This is a genomic window from Myxococcus stipitatus DSM 14675 (assembly GCF_000331735.1).
Taxonomy (GTDB): domain Bacteria; phylum Myxococcota; class Myxococcia; order Myxococcales; family Myxococcaceae; genus Myxococcus; species Myxococcus stipitatus.
On the sequence record NC_020126.1, the window covers coordinates 9,676,947 to 9,693,191 of the forward strand.

Below are 16,245 nucleotides of genomic sequence, written 5' to 3' on the forward strand. Positions count from 1 at the left end.
CCCTCCGAGCGGTGTCGATATCCCGACAGCCCCACCTCTTCGCATCGGATGAGTGAGACCTTGGCACCCTTCGCATCCGCCTTCGAGGCGCTCCCCGACCCGGCCTATGTCCTGGACGCCCAGGGCCGCATCCTCACGTGCAGCACCGCCGGAGCGCGGGCCTTCGGACGAGGCCCCGAGTCCCTGACCGGGCTCCACTGGAGTGAGCTGGGCATTCCCGCCGAGGACATCGCGAGGCTGGAGGCCGCTCGGGCCCTGACGCTGGCGCGCGGCTGCTGCGTCACGGAGGAGCTGCCCTGGCCCGTGGACACCGGCCTGCGCCGTCACTCGGTGGTGCTCACCCCGCTGCCGGACGGCACCGTGCTCGTGACGGCGAGGCCCCTCACGGAAGCAGAGGCGGTGTACTCGCGCGCGCTGGAGCTGGAGCAGGCCTCCCGCGCGGAGGTCGAGCAGGCGGAGCGACGGCGCTCGTTCCTCTACCAGGCGATGACGACGCTGTTCACCCATCCGCCGGACCCTCACGGCATGTACACGCTCCTGGCGCACCTGGCGGTGCCGGACCTGGCGGACTGGTGCCTGGTGGATGCGCTGGAGCAAGGCCCGTGGGTGTCGCGCGTGGCGGTGGCGTGCCTGGACCCGACGCAGCGCGAGCGCGCGGGCGACCTCCCCGACCGCATCGAGCTGCATGATGACGCCCCCGTGGGACTGCTGCGCGTGCTGCGCACCGGAGAGCCGGAGCTGGTGCCCGCGGTGACGGACTCGCTCTTGCGCGCGGCGGCGTCGGAGCCCGCGCACCCGGCGCTGCTGCTCACGCTGCAAGCCCGCTCGTACATGATTGTACCCCTGCGCGCGCGCGGCCACACGCTGGGCGCCGTCACCTTCGTGTCGTCCGGCTCGGGCCGACGGTATGGACCGGAGGACCTGGCGCTGGCGGAGGACCTCTGTCTGCGCGCGAGCCTCGCCATCGACAACGCGCGGCTCGTGGGGGAATCGCGCCGGGCCGCACGCGCGCGCGAGGACCTGCTGGCCGTCGTGTCGCACGACCTGAAGAACCCGCTGGGCGTGGTGCAGTTGGGCGCGGCGCTGCTGGCGCGAGGCCCTGGCGCGAAGCCCGGGGGCGAGGTGGTGGCGAAGCAGGCCACGCGCATCCAGGACGCGACGGACCGCATGTCGCGCCTCATCTCGGACCTGCTGGACTGGGGGCGGCTGGAGGCCGGGGGGCTGCCGCTGGACTTGCGGGAGCACTCGATGACGGCGCTCCTCACGGAGGCCACCGAGTCCATCCGCCCGCTGGCCGAGGCCAAGGGCCTGCACCTCTACACGCAGCCGCCCGAGGACGACGTGCGCGTGCGCTGCGACCGGACGCGGGTGCTCCAGGTGCTGGGCAACCTCATGGGCAACGCGGTGAAGTTCACGCCGTCGGGGGGAGACCTGGAGGTGGGCGCGTCCGTGCGCGACGGCCTGGTGTGCATCCACGTGCGGGACACCGGGGACGGCATCGCCGCGGAGGCGCTGCCCCACATCTTCGACCGGTACTGGCAGGCGCGCGACGCGACCAGTCGAGGCACGGGGCTGGGGCTCGCCATCGCCAAGGGGCTGGTGGAGGCACACGGGGGGCACATCCACGCGCGCAGCACCCGGGGGGAGGGCAGCACCTTCGCCTTCACCCTCCCGCTGGTGGGCGTGTCCACCGCACCGCACTCCACGCGCTCCCGTCCACGTCTGGACGCCTGAGCCGCTCGTGGCTGGGTAGAGTCGTGCTCACGACATGCTCACCACGGAGCCGCTCCCCACCGCCTTCCTGCTCACCGTCTGCGGCGCGCTGCTCGCGTTGAGCGTGTTGTTCAGCCGGGCCTCCGGCCGCTTCGGCATCCCCGTCGCGCTCCTGTTCCTGGGCGTGGGCATGGCGGCGGGCTCCGACGGGCCCGGCGGCATCGACTTCGACAACTACGGCTTCGCCTTCCGGCTGGGCACGGTGGCGCTGGTGCTCATCCTGTTCGACGGAGGCCTCAACACGCCGCTGTCCGCCATCCACTCCGCGCTGAAGCCGGCGTCGGTGCTGGCGACGGTGGGCGTCATCCTCACCGCGGCGTTGATGGGCGCGGCGGCGCACTACCTCTTCGACTTCAGCTGGACGCAGGCCCTGCTGCTGGGCGCCATCGTCTCCTCCACGGACGCGGCGGCGGTGTTCTCCGTGCTGCGAGGCAGCGGGCTGCACCTGAAGCGCCGGGTGGGCACCACGCTGGAATTGGAGTCGGGGCTCAACGACCCCATGGCCGTCATCCTCACCACGGGCCTCACGCACACCCTGGCGAGCGGGAAGCCTCCGGGCTGGGAGTTGGCGACGGAGGCGCTGGTACAGATGGTGGTGGGCACGGGCATGGGCCTGGCCATCGGCTATGGCGCGCGACACCTGCTCAAGCGGCTGCGGCTGCGCGTGGCGGGGCTGTACCCGGTGATGACGCTGGCCTTGGCGTTCCTGGCTTTCGGCCTGCCCACGCTCCTGCACGGCAGCGGCTTTCTCGCCGTGTACATCGTGGGAATCCTGCTGGGCAACGAGACCATCCGCTACCGCACGGGCCTGCTGCGCGTGCATGACGCGCTGGCGTGGCTGTCCCAGGTGTTGATGTTCCTGGTGCTGGGGTTGCTGGTGTATCCGCGCAACCTGGTGGAGGTGGCGGGCGTGGGGCTGGGCATGGGCCTCATCCTCGCCTTCGTGGCGCGCCCCATCGCGGTGCTGCTGTGCCTGGCGCCCTTCCGCTTCCCGCTGGGGGAGATTGTCTACACGGGCTGGGTGGGCCTGCGCGGCGCGGTGCCCATCATCCTGGCCACCTTCCCCGTGCTGTCGAACACGGCGGGCTCACGGGACATCTTCAACATCGTGTTCTTCATCGTGGTGGTGAACGGGCTGATTCCCGGCGCCACCGTGCCGTGGGTGACGCGCAAGCTGGGCCTCGCCGCGCGCGTGCCCGAGCCACCGCAGGCGGTGCTCGAGATCGCCTCCACCCAGCTCCTCAAGGGCGAGCTGAGCTCGTTCTACATCGACAAGGCCTCCGCGGTGACGGGCGAGCGGCTGGCGGACCTGCCCTTCCCTCCAGGCTCCGCGGCGATGCTGCTGGTGCGAGGCCAGGAGCTGCTCGCGCCCAAGGGCGACACCGTGTTCCAGCCCGGGGACCACGTGTATGTCTTTGGCCACGCGGAGGACCTGCCGCTCCTGCGCCTCTTGTTCGGACAGCAGGAGGACGAGTAGCGGCTACTCGAGCAGCGCCTGGAACACCGCCTGGTCCTTCGGTGAGAGGGTGACGGTCCTCTGACCCACCCGGACTTGCGCGCGCCGGGCCGTGGCGAACCGCTTCAGGTCGGCGGCGGAGACCGTCCCGGACAGGTGCTCCTCGAAGGCGGAGCCCCCCCTCAGGACACGCGCCTCGTAGGGCGAGTCCTCCTTCGGGAAGGACACCTTCACGGCCTTGCCATCCGCCAGCAACTGGAAGCGCTGCGTGGGCTCCCACGCGGTGTCCACGCCCACGTGAATCAGCTCGACGCTGACGTGCGACGCGTCCGCCCCGGGCGTCAACGCGGCCTCCAGCCGGGTCTCCCCGGAGCTCATGTCGTCTTCCTCGCTGCTCCAGCTCTCCGAAGCCGCGACGCGCTCCGCGGGCTCGGACTTCGCCGCGGCGACCTGGGTCAGGACAGGCTCCAACCTCACGCCGTCATCCACCAGGGCCAGGCTCTCGCCGACCTGCGCCATCGCGCGCTGGTACGCGCGAAACGCCCAGTACCCTCCTCCGAGGAGAGCCACACCGAACACGGCCATCCCTACGATGAGCTTCCGGCGCATCCCTGACTCGATAGCGCGTCTCGCGCCCGTGAGCCAAGGCCCCCCGTCTCCTCGAGGGCCCTGGCGGGGTCCAGACTCAGTTCGACGGAGCGTTTGCGTACCAGCGCACGTAGTCCACCTCGAGCACCTGCGGGAACACGGTGCTCGCGGGGTCCCCGCCCAGGTCTCCCAGCGCGAGGTTGAGAATCACGTGGTTGGGTTGGTCGAACACCCACGTGCCCATCGTCCCGCGCGTGAAGGTGAAGCGCTTGATGCGGTCCGCGTACCACTCGACGCGGTTCGCATCCCAAGAGATGCCGAACGTGCGCCACGCATCACCCACTCGCGCCGGCGCGTAGTCCACCTGTCCCGGTGAGTCCCAGCCGTACGTGATGCCGGGTCCATGCAGCGTGCCGTGCGCCAGCGTGGGCAGGGCCCCCTCGCCCTCGAAGATGTCGAACTCACCGTTGGCCGGCCACTCGCCCGTGGAGCCCATCAGCCACGCCGCGGGCCACGTCCCGTTCCCCACCGGCGCCTTGAGCCGCACCTCGACATAGCCATACTGCCGCTCCATCCGGCCCCGGGTGTGGATGCGCGCGGACGTGTAGTCGCGCGTCACGCCGTCGCCTCCCGTATAGGTCTCCCGCAGGGCGGTGATGCGCAGGTGGCCGCGGCCATCCAGTTGCACGTTCTGGGTCCGCCCCGTGTACTGCTGGAGCGTCCGGCCGTGGTCCCACATGCCGCCGGTCTCCGCCTCCCACACCAGGGGATTCGGCGAGGCGCCCGCCACTCCGTCGAACTCATCGCTCCACAAGAGGTTGCTCGGCTCGCCAGGCGTCGCCGGAGGCACCACCTCCAGCGTCAGCGCGTCCGCCAGGAACACGTTGCCGCTCACCGCGCCGGACTGAAGGACATACACATCCACCCGATTGCCGGACTGCTGCACCGGCGCGTCGACCGTCAGGTGCTGGAACGCGGTGGTGAGCGACGCGGAGTCCTCCGCATAGCCCACCGTGGCCCCGGCGGCGTTGCGCTCGCGGACCACCAGCACCACGGGCTTGCCCACCGTGCCCGCGTTCCCCGCCGCGACGTACGCCGACGCGCGGTACACCGTGCCCACCGTGGTGGACGACACCGCGTCCGGCGCGTCGTCCAGCGAGTACATGTCCCCCGCCGTCCGAGTGACTCGCACCACCGACGCACCGTCCGGCGCCGAGGCCTGCGCGACGCGACTCAGCGAGCCCTGCCAACTCGACCACCCCGTGACGCTCGACTCGAACGACGGGTTGGGCAGGATGTTGCCCGGAGGCAGCGAGAGGCGCGACGCCGCCGCGGTCTCCTCCGGCTCCGGTGCTCCACCCGCGCACCCCACCGTGGCGCAGGCCACCGCGCTCAACATCCCCATCCAGCTTCGCTGCCACATCGCGACGCGCTGTCTCATGAACTCCTCGGAGTGGAAGGAGCCATGGCCATATCGACGAATCTCAAACATGGCTCGACCTTTTCATGTGATTTAGGTTTTACAGCTTCTGGTCGAATCCCCTGCGCCACCTGTCATGGACGCGTGTCTGGCCATGAATGCGGACGGCCCTGGCGCCGGGCTGGCGGGCGCATGAATGCGAAGGGGGGCTCTTGGCCGTGGGGGGCGTCCGTGTCAGGAAGCGCCCATGGCCTTCCTGCATCAAGCACTCATCTTCCTGGGCGCCGCCGTGGTGTCCGTCCCGCTGTTCAAGCGGTTGGGGCTGGGCTCGGTGCTCGGTTACCTGGTGGCGGGAGCCATCATCGGCCCCTCGGGCGCGCGGCTGATTGGCGACGTGGAGAACGTGCTCCACTTCTCCGAGCTGGGCGTCGTGCTGCTGCTGTTCGTCATCGGCCTGGAGTTGCAGCCCTCGCGCCTGTGGAGCCTGCGCCAGTCCGTGTTCGGCATGGGCGGCGCGCAGGTGCTCCTCACCGGAGGACTGCTCGCGGTCGTGAGCTGGATGCTGGGTCTGTCTCCGGGCGCCGCCATCATCGCGGGCTTCGGCCTGTCGCTGTCCTCCACCGCCTTCGCGCTCCAGCTCCTCGCCGAGCGCAACCAGCTCACCACCGGCTACGGACGGCTGGCCTTCGGCATCCTGTTGTTCCAGGACCTGGCCGTCATCCCGCTGCTCGCGGCGCTGCCCCTGCTGGGGCAGACCCAAGCGGCCGCGGTGGAGCCGGGCTGGCACACCGGCCTCAAGGTGCTGGCGGTGCTCGTCGGCGTGGTGCTGGTGGGGCGCTTCCTGTTGCGTCCACTGTTCCGAATCGTGGCCTCCTTCCACAGCCAGGAGTTGTTCACCGCCACCGCGCTGCTCGTCGTCGTGGGCACCGCGGCCCTGCTCAACGCGGTGGGCCTGTCCATGGCGCTGGGCGCCTTCCTCGCCGGCGTGCTCCTGTCCGAGTCCGAGTACCGCCACGAGCTGGAGGCCGACATCGAGCCCTTCAAGGGCCTGCTGCTGGGGCTGTTCTTCATCGCCGTGGGCATGAGCGTGAACCTGGGCCTCATCGTCGAGAAGCCCCTGCTCATCGCCGGCCTGGTGCTGGGGCTCGTCGCGCTCAAGGGCGCGGTGCTCTACGGCCTGGGGCGCTTCAGCCTCGAGGAGCAGGAGCCCTCGCTCAGCCTGGGCGTCGTCATCTCCCAGGGCGGCGAGTTCGCCTTCGTCCTCTTCGGGCTCGCGGTGTCCTTCCAGGTCATGCGGCCCGAGGTGTCGGAGCTGCTCGTCGTCGTCGTGGGCCTGTCCATGGCGACGACGCCGCTCATCTACGCGGCCTATGAGCGCTGGGGCCGCCCGCGCTTCCGGCAGCAGACGCAGGCGCGCGAGTACAACGTGGCCCCGGAGGAGGACCACCCCGTCATCATCGCGGGCTTCGGCCGCGTGGGCCAGGTGGTGGGCCGCCTCCTGCGCGCCAAGCGCATCGGCTTCACCGCCATTGACGCCAGCCCCGAGCACATCGACTTCATGAAGCGCTTCGGCAGCCAGGTCTTCTATGGCGATGCCTCGCGGCTGGACCTGCTGCGCGCCGCCCGCGCCGACAAGGCCCGCGTCTTCGTGCTGGCCATCGACGACATCGAGGCCTCCCTCCGCACCGCCCGGACGGTGAAGGAGCACTTCCCGCACCTCGCCGTCTTCGCCCGCGCGCGCAACCGCATCCATGCCTACCGCCTGCTGGACCTGGGCATCGAGCACGTCATGCGAGAGACCTTCGCCGGCAGCATGGAGATGGGCGGCGACATCCTCCAGGAGCTGGGCCTCACCTTCTCCGAGAGCCACCGCGTCATGGAGCGCCTGCGCGAGCACGACGAGAAGCTCCTGCGCGAGACGGCCCGCTACCACCACGACGAGAAGAAGCTGGTGGAGATGGCCGCCCGCGCGCGCAAGGAGCTGGAAAGCCTGTTCGAGCAGGACGACGCCGAACAGAAGAAGTCCGCGTAAGCCCCTCCACCCGGTCCGGACCGCCCCACCTCATTCCCAGAAAAACCTGAACCAGCATTCACTGGCGGCACATTCGTCCATTCCCGTTGCAGCCCTGCTGCACAAAACCCGGCGGCCTGGGGGCGGGCGAGAGAGGAAACGAAGGGGCTGCTCGCGGGAGTCGGGGAGCGGAGTATGGTTCTCCCCGGATGCGTCTCCGCCTCACCGCAGCCCTCATGCCCACCGCCTTCCGCGCCTCGGCCCCCACGGAAGTCCCGGGCACCCGCTCGTCCTTGACGCCCCGCCGTCGCCCTCGGGCGATGGGCGGCGATGGCTGCTGGCGCTGACGCCCCCACGGCTCCCCCTCCTGTCTTCCGGCCCCTCGCGAACCCCACGACGCATGCCCTCCACCCCCGCCAAGAAGCGCCAGCGCCCCCCGCCACCCCCGCCCGCGACGGCCGAGGTGTCCGGCGTACCGCTCCATGCGCTCCTGGAGGGACTGCCGGACGCCTTCTTCACGCTCGACGCGCAGTGGCGCTTCACCTACGTCAGCCCGCGCATGGCGGAGCTGCTGGACGGCGCCGCGACCCTGGGCGACGACGTGCGCCTGGCCGTGTCCTCCCTGCTGGGGTTGGGGGAGCACCTGCGCTTCGAGCAGCCCGCCACCCAGCAGGCCGCCACGCGCTTCGAGCATGACTGGCCGGGGGGAGACCTGTGCTTCGACGTGCGCGCGCGCGTCATCCACGGGGGCCTGCTGGTGCACTGCCGCGACATCTCCGGCGAGCGCCGCGCCAAGGAGGAGCTGCGCCGCACCAGCGAGGTGTTCCGCGCCGTCCACGAGGGGACGACGGACGCCATCTACACGAAGGATTTGGAGGGCCGCTACCAGCACATCAACGCCGCGGGCGCGCGCGCGGTGGGCCGCACGGTGGAGCAGGTGCTGGGGCGCACGGACCCGGAGCTGTTCAGCGCGGAGGTCGCCCGGAACAACGCCGCCAACGACAGGGAGGTGCTCGCCTTCGGCCGCACCATCACCTACGAGGACACGCAGCCGGGCGAGGACGGGCCCCGCGTGTGGCTGTCCACCAAGGGCGTGCTGCGGGACGCGGACGGCAAGGTCGTGGGGCTGTTCGGCATCAGCCGCGACATCACCCAGCGCAAGTGGGCGGAGGAGGAGGCGCGCCGGCACTCCGAGTTCCAGGAGCAGCTCATGGGCATCGTCAGCCATGACATCCGCAGCCCGCTGGGCGCCATCATGAACTGGTCGCGCGTCATGGCGGAGGCGGGCACGGCGGAGGACGCGCGGCGCACCAGCCAGCGCATCGCCACCGCGGCGGTGCGAATCGAGCGGCTCACCCGGCTGCTCCTGGACTTCACGCGCACGCGGCTGATGGGCGGCGTGGCGATTGAACCCCGGCCGGTGGACCTGAAGGACCTGGTGGCGCGCGTGGCCCACGAGTTCCGCGTGGCCTACCCCGAGCGCATCATCGAGGTGGAGCAGAAGGGCAACACCCAGGGCATGTGGGACCCGGACCGCCTGGGCCAGGTGGCCTCCAACCTGCTGGAGAACGCCCTCAAGTTCGGCCCGCCCGACAGCCCCGTGCGGCTGGTGACGCATGCGGCGCGCGGCAACAAGGTGGCGCTGGAGGTGTGCAACGGCGGGCGCCCCATCCCCGCGCACCTGGTGCCGCACCTGTTCGAGCCCTTCCGCAGCGGCCCCCAGACGACGCGCACGCTCAAGATGAGCTACGGCCTGGGCCTCTACATCGTCCGGGAAATCGTCCAGGCGCACGGCGGCGCCATCGAAGTCACCTCCACCGAGGAGGACGGCACGCGCTTCACCGTGACGCTGCCCCGCCGCTCGCTGCCGGCGCGTCCGCCCGGTCAGCCCTCGCCCCGCGTGCCGCGCTCGGAGCCCAGGTAGCGGTAGAGCAGCGCCGCCAGCTCCGCGCCCGCGAAGGGCTTCGTCAGGAAGTCCGAGCAGCCACTCTCGAAGCCCGCCTGCACGCACGACGCCTCCATGCGCGTGGTGCACAGGATGATGGGCGTGTGGCGGGTGCGCTCGCGCTCTCGCAGCGCGCGGCACGTCTGGAGTCCGTCCAGGTTCGGCATGTGCACGTCCAGCACCACCAGGTCCGGGGACTCCGACTCCGCGCGCGCCAGCGCCTCCAGGCCGTCGCGCGCGATGAGCGTCTCGTAGCCGTGCTCCACCATCATCATCTGGTGGAGCATCAAGACGGTGTGCGAGTCGTCGACGAGGAGCACCTTCTTGCGCCGCATGGGCACCGCCTTCCTTGCGCGCGTCAGGGCCCCGCGGGGGCGTAGCAGAGCTGGCGCAGATGCATCAGCCGAGGAGGACCCATGCCCAGGAACCGCACGCCCATGCCCAACGGACAGCTCAGCCCCTCGCGCGAGGCCCAGGGGTTGGCCCACGCCACCACCCCGGGCGACTCCAGGTGCTCCCCCGTCGTGGGCAGGTGGATGCGCAACGTCACCGCTGCCCCCGGCCGCGCGGGCACCAGCGTGCGCACGAACAGCCCGCCCGGGCTCAGCGCGAAGGACACGCCCGACGTCCACGAGAGCCCTCGGGGGCCGACCTCGCCGAACTCCACCGGGCACGAGAAGGGCACCCGCTCCTCCACGCGCAGCGACGTGCCCTCGCGCCCCAGCATCGCGTGGATGCGCGGCAGCAGCGTCGCCGCCCGAGCCCCCTCCGCCGCCGTCACCGCCAGCGAGGGCACCCCCTCCAGCAGCACCCGCGCCCCCGGGCTCGCGCGCGCCCAGACGCCGCCCCAGCTCCCATCCCCCGCGACGATGAGCAGGTGCGGCGCGGAGCCATGCTCCTCCACGCGCGCGGCGGCGCCCTCCACGGTGGCGCTGTAGAGCAGGTGGTGGCCACACGCCTCCAGCAGCGAGCCCAGCCCCGTCCACGTCCTGGCGCCCGCCGCGCCCGCGAGCAGGACGACGCGGGGGCTGTAGCGCTCGCTGGGCGGGAGCAGTGACTGCGTGCCCATCAGCGCGGAGAGCCGCGAGCGCACCGCCGCCTCCGTCACGGGCATCAGCAGGCAGTCCTCCACGCCCTCCGCGTCCGCGGCCTCCAGCACCTCCGCGGGCGTGTGCGGCTCGGCGACCAGCGCCATCGTCGCTCCGGCCGCGCCCACGCGGGCCTTCAGCCCACCGAGCCCTCCCGGACCGCGCTCGTGCACCTGACGCCAGTGCACCAACACCAGCCGGGGGCGAGCACGCGACAACTCCAGGCCCACGGCTCCCGGCACCACGGCTTGCACGGACTCGAAGCCCAGCGACTTCGCCACGCGCGACACCACCAGCCACGCGTCCCCGGCCACTCCAACCCACAGCACGCGGGGCGCGGACAGCGCCTCACCCACGGCTGGACGGACAGGGCCTGGGGCCATCCTCATGCGGTGCCTCCGTGTATTCCCCCCGGCCCGCCCATCTCGCGCTCATCGAGATATGGGAATCAGCCGCTCGCCGAATACTCCCCCTGGCAAGATTCCAGGGAGAGTTGGGGAATACACGACAGAGGCAACACACCGCTCCCGCGTGTGCGGGTGCGTCAGACGCGAGCGATGTTGACGCCCGAGTCCACGGCCTGCAGGTCGTCCCCGAAGGACACGTCCACGGGGGCGCCGGAGGGCGGGTCATACGGCGCACGCCCGACCTGCTTGGTTCCGAAGCGGGGCATCAGCGGCGCCATGACATAGGAGCGGAAGCACCAGCCGAAGAAGCTCACCGGCTTCAGGTCGGGGTGGATGGACGCCGCGATCTTGGCGTGGGCCTCCGGCAGCAGGCTCCAGTGCAGGCCCGGCGTCTCGTGGTGGACCGCGTGCAGGCCGTTGTTGAAGAGGAAGAAGTTGATGAGGCGACCGGTGAAGCTGCGGCTGTGGTCATGCTCGCTCCAGGGGTCCGAGTGGACGTGCTGGATGTAGTTGAAGAACATGATGGTCCACAGCGAGAAGAAGGCCGGAATCAGGAACGCGAAGGCCCAGACGCGCAGGCCGCCCGCGATGCCGAACATGAAGATGGCCAGCGCGACGAGCGCCGCGTGCGTGCCGCCCCACACGATGTACTGGAGGACAATCTGGCGGAACAGCGCCGGGTTGCGCGCGCGCGCCTTCTCGATGAACGCCTTCGTCGGCTCCTGCTGCCAGTAGGTCGAGATGAAGGGGAAGAAGAAGGCGACCAGGAAGTTGTGCTTCTTGGAGTAGCGCCAGGTGATGGTGGCGTCGCCCGCCTTGTTGACGAACTTGTGGTGGTTCAGGTTGTGCGTCGGAATCCACACGAAGGTGGGGTAGCCGTAGAAGAGCGACAGCCACATGCCCATCGCCTCATTCATCTTCCGGTTGCGGAAGGTGGGGCAGTGATTGTGGTTGTGCGCGATGACCCCCGCGGACAGCGCCAGGTAGCACGCGAGGGGACACAGGTACGGGATGAGCTGGGGGGCGGCGTACATCGAAAGGGCCACCACCGGCATCGCCAGGCACCAGAGAAGGGTACGGACGTCGGCGCGGTAACGGAGCATGGCCGGCAGTGTGCCTTACGCCTCAATCCGGAACCAAAACTATCGCTCTGGCGTAGGGGCGCGTGCCTGCCTGCTCGCGATGTAGGAGGGCATGCGACGCCCTTCCCCTCGGATTCGCAGAGTCCGCAAGGACGCGCCGGGCCGCCTCCCGATTGAAACACGGACGGAATCGTCGAAATGAGCGGTCCGTCGCTTGCGCGCCTTTGGCGCCCGACGGTAATACGCCCGCCACATTCTGACTCTGCAAATCAATCTCAAGACCAAGGAAAATCCATGAAGTCCCGTGTCTATGCCGTGGCGCTCGTGAGTCCGTGGCTCGCCGCGTGTGGGTCCGACGTGGAGGGCAGCCCGGGAACCCCCGTCGTGCCCTTCGTGCAGGTGGCGTCGCCCGTGTCCGGCGCGAGCGTGGACGAGCCCGTGGTGCGGCTGTCCGGCCAGGTGACGGCGCCGGGCACGCTCGCGAAGCTGACGGTGCGGGTGAATGGAGGCCAGCCGCGCCCGGTGGAGGTGGCGGCCAGCGTCTATAACGTGAGCACCTTCGCGGTGGAGCTCACGCTCGCCGAGGGTGACAACGAGGTGACGTTCGACGCCGAGGACCAGGGCGGCGGCACGAGCGTCCAGTCGGTGCGGCTCACCTTCACGCCGGAGACGCAGGCGCCCCGCATCCAGGTGCTGTCGCCCACCGCGGGGCTCGCCGTCAGCGCGCGCCGGGTTCGCGTGGAGCTGACCGCTTCGGACAACAAGGGCGTCACGGGGCTCACCTACTCGCTCAACGGCGGCGCGGAGGAGACGCTGAGCCTGCCCGCTTCCGCCGAGGACATCCTCTCCTTCGACGTGACGCCTCGCGCGGGGGCGAACGAGCTGGTGGTGCGCGCGCGCGATGCGCGAGGCAACGTGGGCACGTCCACCGTGGGCTTCCACCTGGGCGGCCTGTCCACCGCGGGCGGCCTGCACAGCGGCGCGCTGCGCGATGGCCGCGTCTATGCCTGGGGGCGCAACACGCGAGGACAGCTGGGCCTGGGCGCGGGCTCCGCGGCCTATTCCAACGTGCCCCAGCTGGTGCCGGGCCTCGAGGGCGTGGTCTCCATCGCCTTCAACCAGAGCTTCTCCATGGCGCTCGACGCGAGCGGCGCCGTGTGGACGTGGGGTGAGAACAGCGAGGGGCAGCTGGGCCACGGCACGCCTCCGGAGCCCGGCCAGCCGCAGACGCCGGGCGCCTCCCTGAGCGACTCGCCGGCGCGTGTGCCCGGCCTGACGGGCGCGGTGGCCATCGCCGCCGGCTACAGCCACGGCCTGGTGCTGATGGAGGACGGCACGGTGCGCGCCTTCGGCGCCAACGACGAGGGACAGCTGGGAGATGGCACCACCACTTCGCGCAACTACGCCCTGCCGGTGCCGGGCGTGACGGACGCGGTGAAGGTGGTGGCGGGCTCGGCGCACTCGGCGGTCCTGAAGCGCGACGGCACCGTCTGGGTGTGGGGCCGCAACACCTACGGCAACCTGGGCACGGGCACCGCGGGCAAGCCGGGGCGCCCCTCCGCCGACGTGGTGCCGGGCCTGGCGAACGTGGTCGACATCGCCAACGGGCGCGACCACTTCTTCGCGGTGCACGCGGACGGCACCGTGTCCACCTGGGGCCTGGGCGCCAGCGGACAACTCGGCAACGGGCTCAAGGGCGTGGGCGTGCAGAGCGCCACCCCCGTGAAGGCCCATGGCGTGACGGACGCTCGCGCCGTCTTCGCCAACGGCAACTATGGCTTCGCCCGGCGCGCGGACGGCTCGCTCCTGGCGTGGGGTCAGAATGGAAACGGCCAGCTGGGCGTGAGCGACAAGGCGGACCGCGTCGAGCCCACCCCCTCCTCCACCCAGGTGAGCCCCCTGTCCTCCATGGGCATGGGCGCCACCCACGTCGTCGCCGTGCGCGGGGATGGCTCCGTCTACGCGTGGGGCTGGAACCTGGAGGGCTCGCTGGGCCCCAGCGGCATCATCGACCGCTGGTCCTATACCGACCCCATCCCGGTGAGCCTGCCTTGAAGCACCCCGTCGCACTGGGCCTCGTGCTGACGCTCCTGGGTGCCGCCGCGTGTGGCGACACCCCGGAGCCTCCGTCCAGGCCCCTGCCGCCGGACCCGGAGCCCCCCGTCGTGACTCCGCCGCGCTTCGACGTGGTGGAGCGCGGCGAGGACCAGCCCGGAGGCGACACCAGCATCGCGAGGAGCGGCCCCACCGCGTTCACGCAAGCCGCGGCCAACCTCTCGCTGGCCCGGCGCGCCGAGTTCTTCGTGGGCGAGTCCGTCTTCGAGGCGGACTGGGTGCCCGCGCCCGGCGCGCAGCCGGAGCGCGATGGGCTGGGCCCCGTCTTCCACTCCGTCTCCTGTCTCGCCTGCCACCTGGGCAACGGCCGGGGACGGCCTCCCGAGGAGAACGAGGTGGCGGACACGCTGCTGGTGCGCCTGTCGGTGCCAGGAGCGGGTCCCCACGGTGAGCCCGTGCCCGAGCCCACCTACGGCGACCAGCTCCAGCCTCGCGGCGTGCGGCAGGTCCCCGCGGAGGGCCAGGTGCGCATGACGTGGAAGGACCTCCACGGCACCTTCGCGGACGGCGAGCCCTACACGCTGCGCGAGCCCCAGCTCGAGCTGACGAACCTGGCCCACGGCCCCATGGCCCCGGACACCCGCACCTCCGCGCGCGTGGCCCAGCCCATGGTGGGCCTGGGCCTGCTGGCCGCCATCCCCAACGAGACGCTCGTCGAGTGGTCGGACCCGGATGACACCAACGAGGACGGAGTCTCGGGCCGGGTCAACCGCGTGTGGAACCAGCGCCTGGGGCACGTCACCCTGGGGCGCTTCGGCTGGAAGGCGAACCAGCCGGACCTCGAGCACCAGAACGCGGCGGCGTTCCTGGGAGACCTGGGGCTCACCACGTCCCTGTTCCCCCAGGAGAACTGCACCGGGGCCCAGGCCGCGTGCCAGAGCGCTCCCAACGGAGGGCCCCCGGAGGTGAGCGAGCGGCAGCGGCTGGCGCTCGACTTCTACTCCCACACCATCGCCGTCCCCACGCGCGACGGCGTGGACGCGCCCCAGGTCCTCCAAGGCAAGGGCATCTTCCACCGCGTGGGCTGCGCGAAGTGCCACCGCCCCTCCGTCACCACCGGCACCCTGGAGGGCTACCCGGAGCTGTCAGGACAGCTCATCTGGCCGTACACGGACCTGCTGCTGCATGACCTGGGGGAAGGCCTCGCCGACGGACGCGAGGACTTCCTCGCCACCGGACGCGAGTGGCGCACCGCCCCGCTCTGGGGACTGGGCCGCACCCAGGCGGTGAGCGGACACACGCGCCTGCTGCACGACGGCCGCGCCCGCACGCCCCTGGAGGCCATCCTCTGGCACGACGGCGAGGCCCGGCCCGCGAAGGAGGCCGTGCGCGCGCTGCCCAAGGCGGAGCGGGAAGCGCTCCTCGCCTTCCTCGGCTCACTCTGAGCCGGGCGCACCCTCGACTGAAACCCCGGGGCAGTAGACTCCGGGACTCTTCTGCAATCCAGCTACAATGAAATCCGGCCCGGGGAGACCTTCCGCTCCCCGGGCTGGGGCATTTCGCCCCACGGCCCGGCGAAACAGGCCTGCTTCCGGCACCGTGTCGCCCGTGACTCCTGGATTGCACCTGCACCCAGGACACCTCCGTCTCCCGGAAGTCCCGTGCGGGCTACTGTCGTCTCGCCGACATCTCCACACGTCCCGCCCGTCGCCCCGTGGCCTCCCGTCCCTCGAAGAGGTCCCTCGCCGTCTCCCGGTGGACAACCGAGAGAAACAGGGAAGCGGGAACAAGGGTTCCGCACAAGGATTGCACCAGTATCCTGGACTCCTGGTTGCTGTTCCCAACATCAGGGAGTCTGAGGGGACCCGGCGGACAGGCCGTTGGAGTCCCCGCCATCGGACGTTGCGGCACGGGCGAGGTGAAAGTGTCTCGAGAATCGGTTATGCGAAAAGGCATCATGGGAGCCAAACGAATTGCCGTGCAGCCGAAGCTCGCTGATTTCCAGGAGAGGATCCGCGCGTCGGGTCTTCGCAGCACCGCGCCCCGCGTGGCGGTGCTCCGCGAGCTGGAGTCCGCCACCGCGCCGATGAGCCACGCCGACCTGGTGGATGCGCTGGGTGACGAGGGCTACGACCGGGTGACCATCTACCGCAACCTGACGGACCTCACCGAGGCCGGCCTGGTGGTGCGCGCGGACCTGGGCGACCACGTGTGGCGCTTCGAGCTGCGCCGCTCGGGTGACGAGCACAGCGGCAACCACCCGCACTTCACCTGCACGGACTGCGGCACGGTGGCCTGTCTGCCGGAGGAGTCCATCCGCATCGCGGGCTCCAAGGGCGTGCCCCGCGCCGTGGCGCAGAAGAGCGTGGACGTGCAGCTGCGCGGTCTCTGCGACCGCTGCGCGTAACCCCCTCAGGGCC

The 16,245-nt window shown here is 70.9% G+C and carries 12 protein-coding genes; 7 read left to right on the forward strand and 5 right to left on the reverse strand.

Going from position 1 to position 16,245, the window contains the following annotated elements; translation table 11 throughout:
* The first annotated feature begins 48 nt into the window (after nucleotides 1-48).
* Nucleotides 49-1,734 carry an ATP-binding protein gene (locus tag MYSTI_RS37550; RefSeq protein WP_015353090.1) on the forward strand — a complete coding sequence of 562 codons (1,686 nt, stop codon included), beginning with the start codon at nucleotides 49-51 and terminating at the stop codon, nucleotides 1,732-1,734.
* Between the two features lie 34 nt (nucleotides 1,735-1,768).
* Nucleotides 1,769-3,250, forward strand: coding sequence for a potassium/proton antiporter (locus MYSTI_RS37555; protein WP_015353091.1), 1,482 nt, complete (start codon nucleotides 1,769-1,771; stop codon nucleotides 3,248-3,250).
* A 3-nt stretch (nucleotides 3,251-3,253) separates the two neighbouring features.
* On the opposite strand, the gene MYSTI_RS37560 is transcribed toward MYSTI_RS37555, so the two are convergent.
* Complete coding sequence (locus tag MYSTI_RS37560) at nucleotides 3,254-3,838, reverse strand: hypothetical protein (RefSeq protein WP_015353092.1); 585 nt, start codon at nucleotides 3,836-3,838, stop codon at nucleotides 3,254-3,256.
* Nucleotides 3,839-3,914: 76 nt separating this feature from the next.
* Nucleotides 3,915-5,309: a family 16 glycosylhydrolase gene (locus tag MYSTI_RS41235; protein WP_015353093.1), complete on the reverse strand. Its 1,395-nt coding sequence runs from the start codon at nucleotides 5,307-5,309 to the stop codon at nucleotides 3,915-3,917.
* A gap of 175 nt (nucleotides 5,310-5,484) precedes the next feature.
* Here MYSTI_RS41235 and MYSTI_RS37570 point away from each other — a divergent pair, with 175 nt between their 5' ends.
* Complete coding sequence (locus MYSTI_RS37570) at nucleotides 5,485-7,269, forward strand: monovalent cation:proton antiporter-2 (CPA2) family protein (protein WP_015353094.1); 1,785 nt, start codon at nucleotides 5,485-5,487, stop codon at nucleotides 7,267-7,269.
* A 379-nt stretch (nucleotides 7,270-7,648) separates the two neighbouring features.
* Entirely contained in the window at nucleotides 7,649-9,172 is a 1,524-nt protein-coding gene (locus tag MYSTI_RS37575; protein ID WP_015353095.1) for a sensor histidine kinase, read from the forward strand.
* On the opposite strand, the gene MYSTI_RS37580 is transcribed toward MYSTI_RS37575, so the two are convergent.
* From MYSTI_RS37580 to MYSTI_RS37590, 3 genes are all read right to left on the reverse strand, one after another.
* A complete protein-coding gene (locus MYSTI_RS37580) occupies nucleotides 9,133-9,528 on the reverse strand; it encodes a response regulator (RefSeq protein WP_044282573.1) in 396 nt (131 codons plus the stop codon). The two genes, MYSTI_RS37575 and MYSTI_RS37580, sit on opposite strands and share 40 nt — an antisense overlap.
* Nucleotides 9,529-9,551: 23 nt before the next feature.
* Nucleotides 9,552-10,670, reverse strand: a complete 1,119-nt coding sequence (locus MYSTI_RS37585; RefSeq protein ID WP_015353097.1) for a PilZ domain-containing protein — start codon at nucleotides 10,668-10,670, stop codon at nucleotides 9,552-9,554.
* A gap of 155 nt (nucleotides 10,671-10,825) precedes the next feature.
* Nucleotides 10,826-11,791: a fatty acid desaturase family protein gene (locus tag MYSTI_RS37590; protein ID WP_015353098.1), complete on the reverse strand. Its 966-nt coding sequence runs from the start codon at nucleotides 11,789-11,791 to the stop codon at nucleotides 10,826-10,828.
* 273 nt (nucleotides 11,792-12,064) lie between these two features.
* Between MYSTI_RS37590 and MYSTI_RS37595 the strand changes: the two genes are divergently transcribed.
* From MYSTI_RS37595 to MYSTI_RS37605, 3 genes are all read left to right on the forward strand, one after another.
* Complete coding sequence (locus MYSTI_RS37595) at nucleotides 12,065-13,825, forward strand: RCC1 domain-containing protein (RefSeq protein WP_015353099.1); 1,761 nt, start codon at nucleotides 12,065-12,067, stop codon at nucleotides 13,823-13,825.
* Nucleotides 13,822-15,270, forward strand: coding sequence for a di-heme oxidoreductase family protein (locus tag MYSTI_RS37600; RefSeq protein WP_015353100.1), 1,449 nt, complete (start codon nucleotides 13,822-13,824; stop codon nucleotides 15,268-15,270). The genes MYSTI_RS37595 and MYSTI_RS37600 overlap by 4 nt, the downstream gene beginning before the upstream one ends.
* 512 nt (nucleotides 15,271-15,782) lie before the next feature.
* Nucleotides 15,783-16,232 (forward strand): Fur family transcriptional regulator, encoded by a 450-nt coding sequence (locus MYSTI_RS37605; RefSeq protein WP_044900932.1) that lies wholly within the window; start codon nucleotides 15,783-15,785, stop codon nucleotides 16,230-16,232.
* The last annotated feature ends 13 nt before the right edge of the window (nucleotides 16,233-16,245 follow it).

Bases quoted from the DNA above. Each gene is read 5' to 3' on its own strand.
- MYSTI_RS37550 (WP_015353090.1), top strand. From the start codon at position 49: ATGAGTGAGACCTTGGCACCCTTCGCATCCGCCTTCGAGGCGCTCCCC.
- MYSTI_RS37555 (WP_015353091.1), top strand. From the start codon at position 1,769: ATGCTCACCACGGAGCCGCTCCCCACCGCCTTCCTGCTCACCGTCTGC.
- MYSTI_RS37560 (WP_015353092.1), bottom strand. From the start codon at position 3,838: ATGCGCCGGAAGCTCATCGTAGGGATGGCCGTGTTCGGTGTGGCTCTC.
- MYSTI_RS41235 (WP_015353093.1), bottom strand. From the start codon at position 5,309: ATGTTTGAGATTCGTCGATATGGCCATGGCTCCTTCCACTCCGAGGAG.
- MYSTI_RS37570 (WP_015353094.1), top strand. From the start codon at position 5,485: ATGGCCTTCCTGCATCAAGCACTCATCTTCCTGGGCGCCGCCGTGGTG.
- MYSTI_RS37575 (WP_015353095.1), top strand. From the start codon at position 7,649: ATGCCCTCCACCCCCGCCAAGAAGCGCCAGCGCCCCCCGCCACCCCCG.
- MYSTI_RS37580 (WP_044282573.1), bottom strand. From the start codon at position 9,528: ATGCGGCGCAAGAAGGTGCTCCTCGTCGACGACTCGCACACCGTCTTG.
- MYSTI_RS37585 (WP_015353097.1), bottom strand. From the start codon at position 10,670: ATGAGGATGGCCCCAGGCCCTGTCCGTCCAGCCGTGGGTGAGGCGCTG.
- MYSTI_RS37590 (WP_015353098.1), bottom strand. From the start codon at position 11,791: ATGCTCCGTTACCGCGCCGACGTCCGTACCCTTCTCTGGTGCCTGGCG.
- MYSTI_RS37595 (WP_015353099.1), top strand. From the start codon at position 12,065: ATGAAGTCCCGTGTCTATGCCGTGGCGCTCGTGAGTCCGTGGCTCGCC.
- MYSTI_RS37605 (WP_044900932.1), top strand. From the start codon at position 15,783: ATGGGAGCCAAACGAATTGCCGTGCAGCCGAAGCTCGCTGATTTCCAG.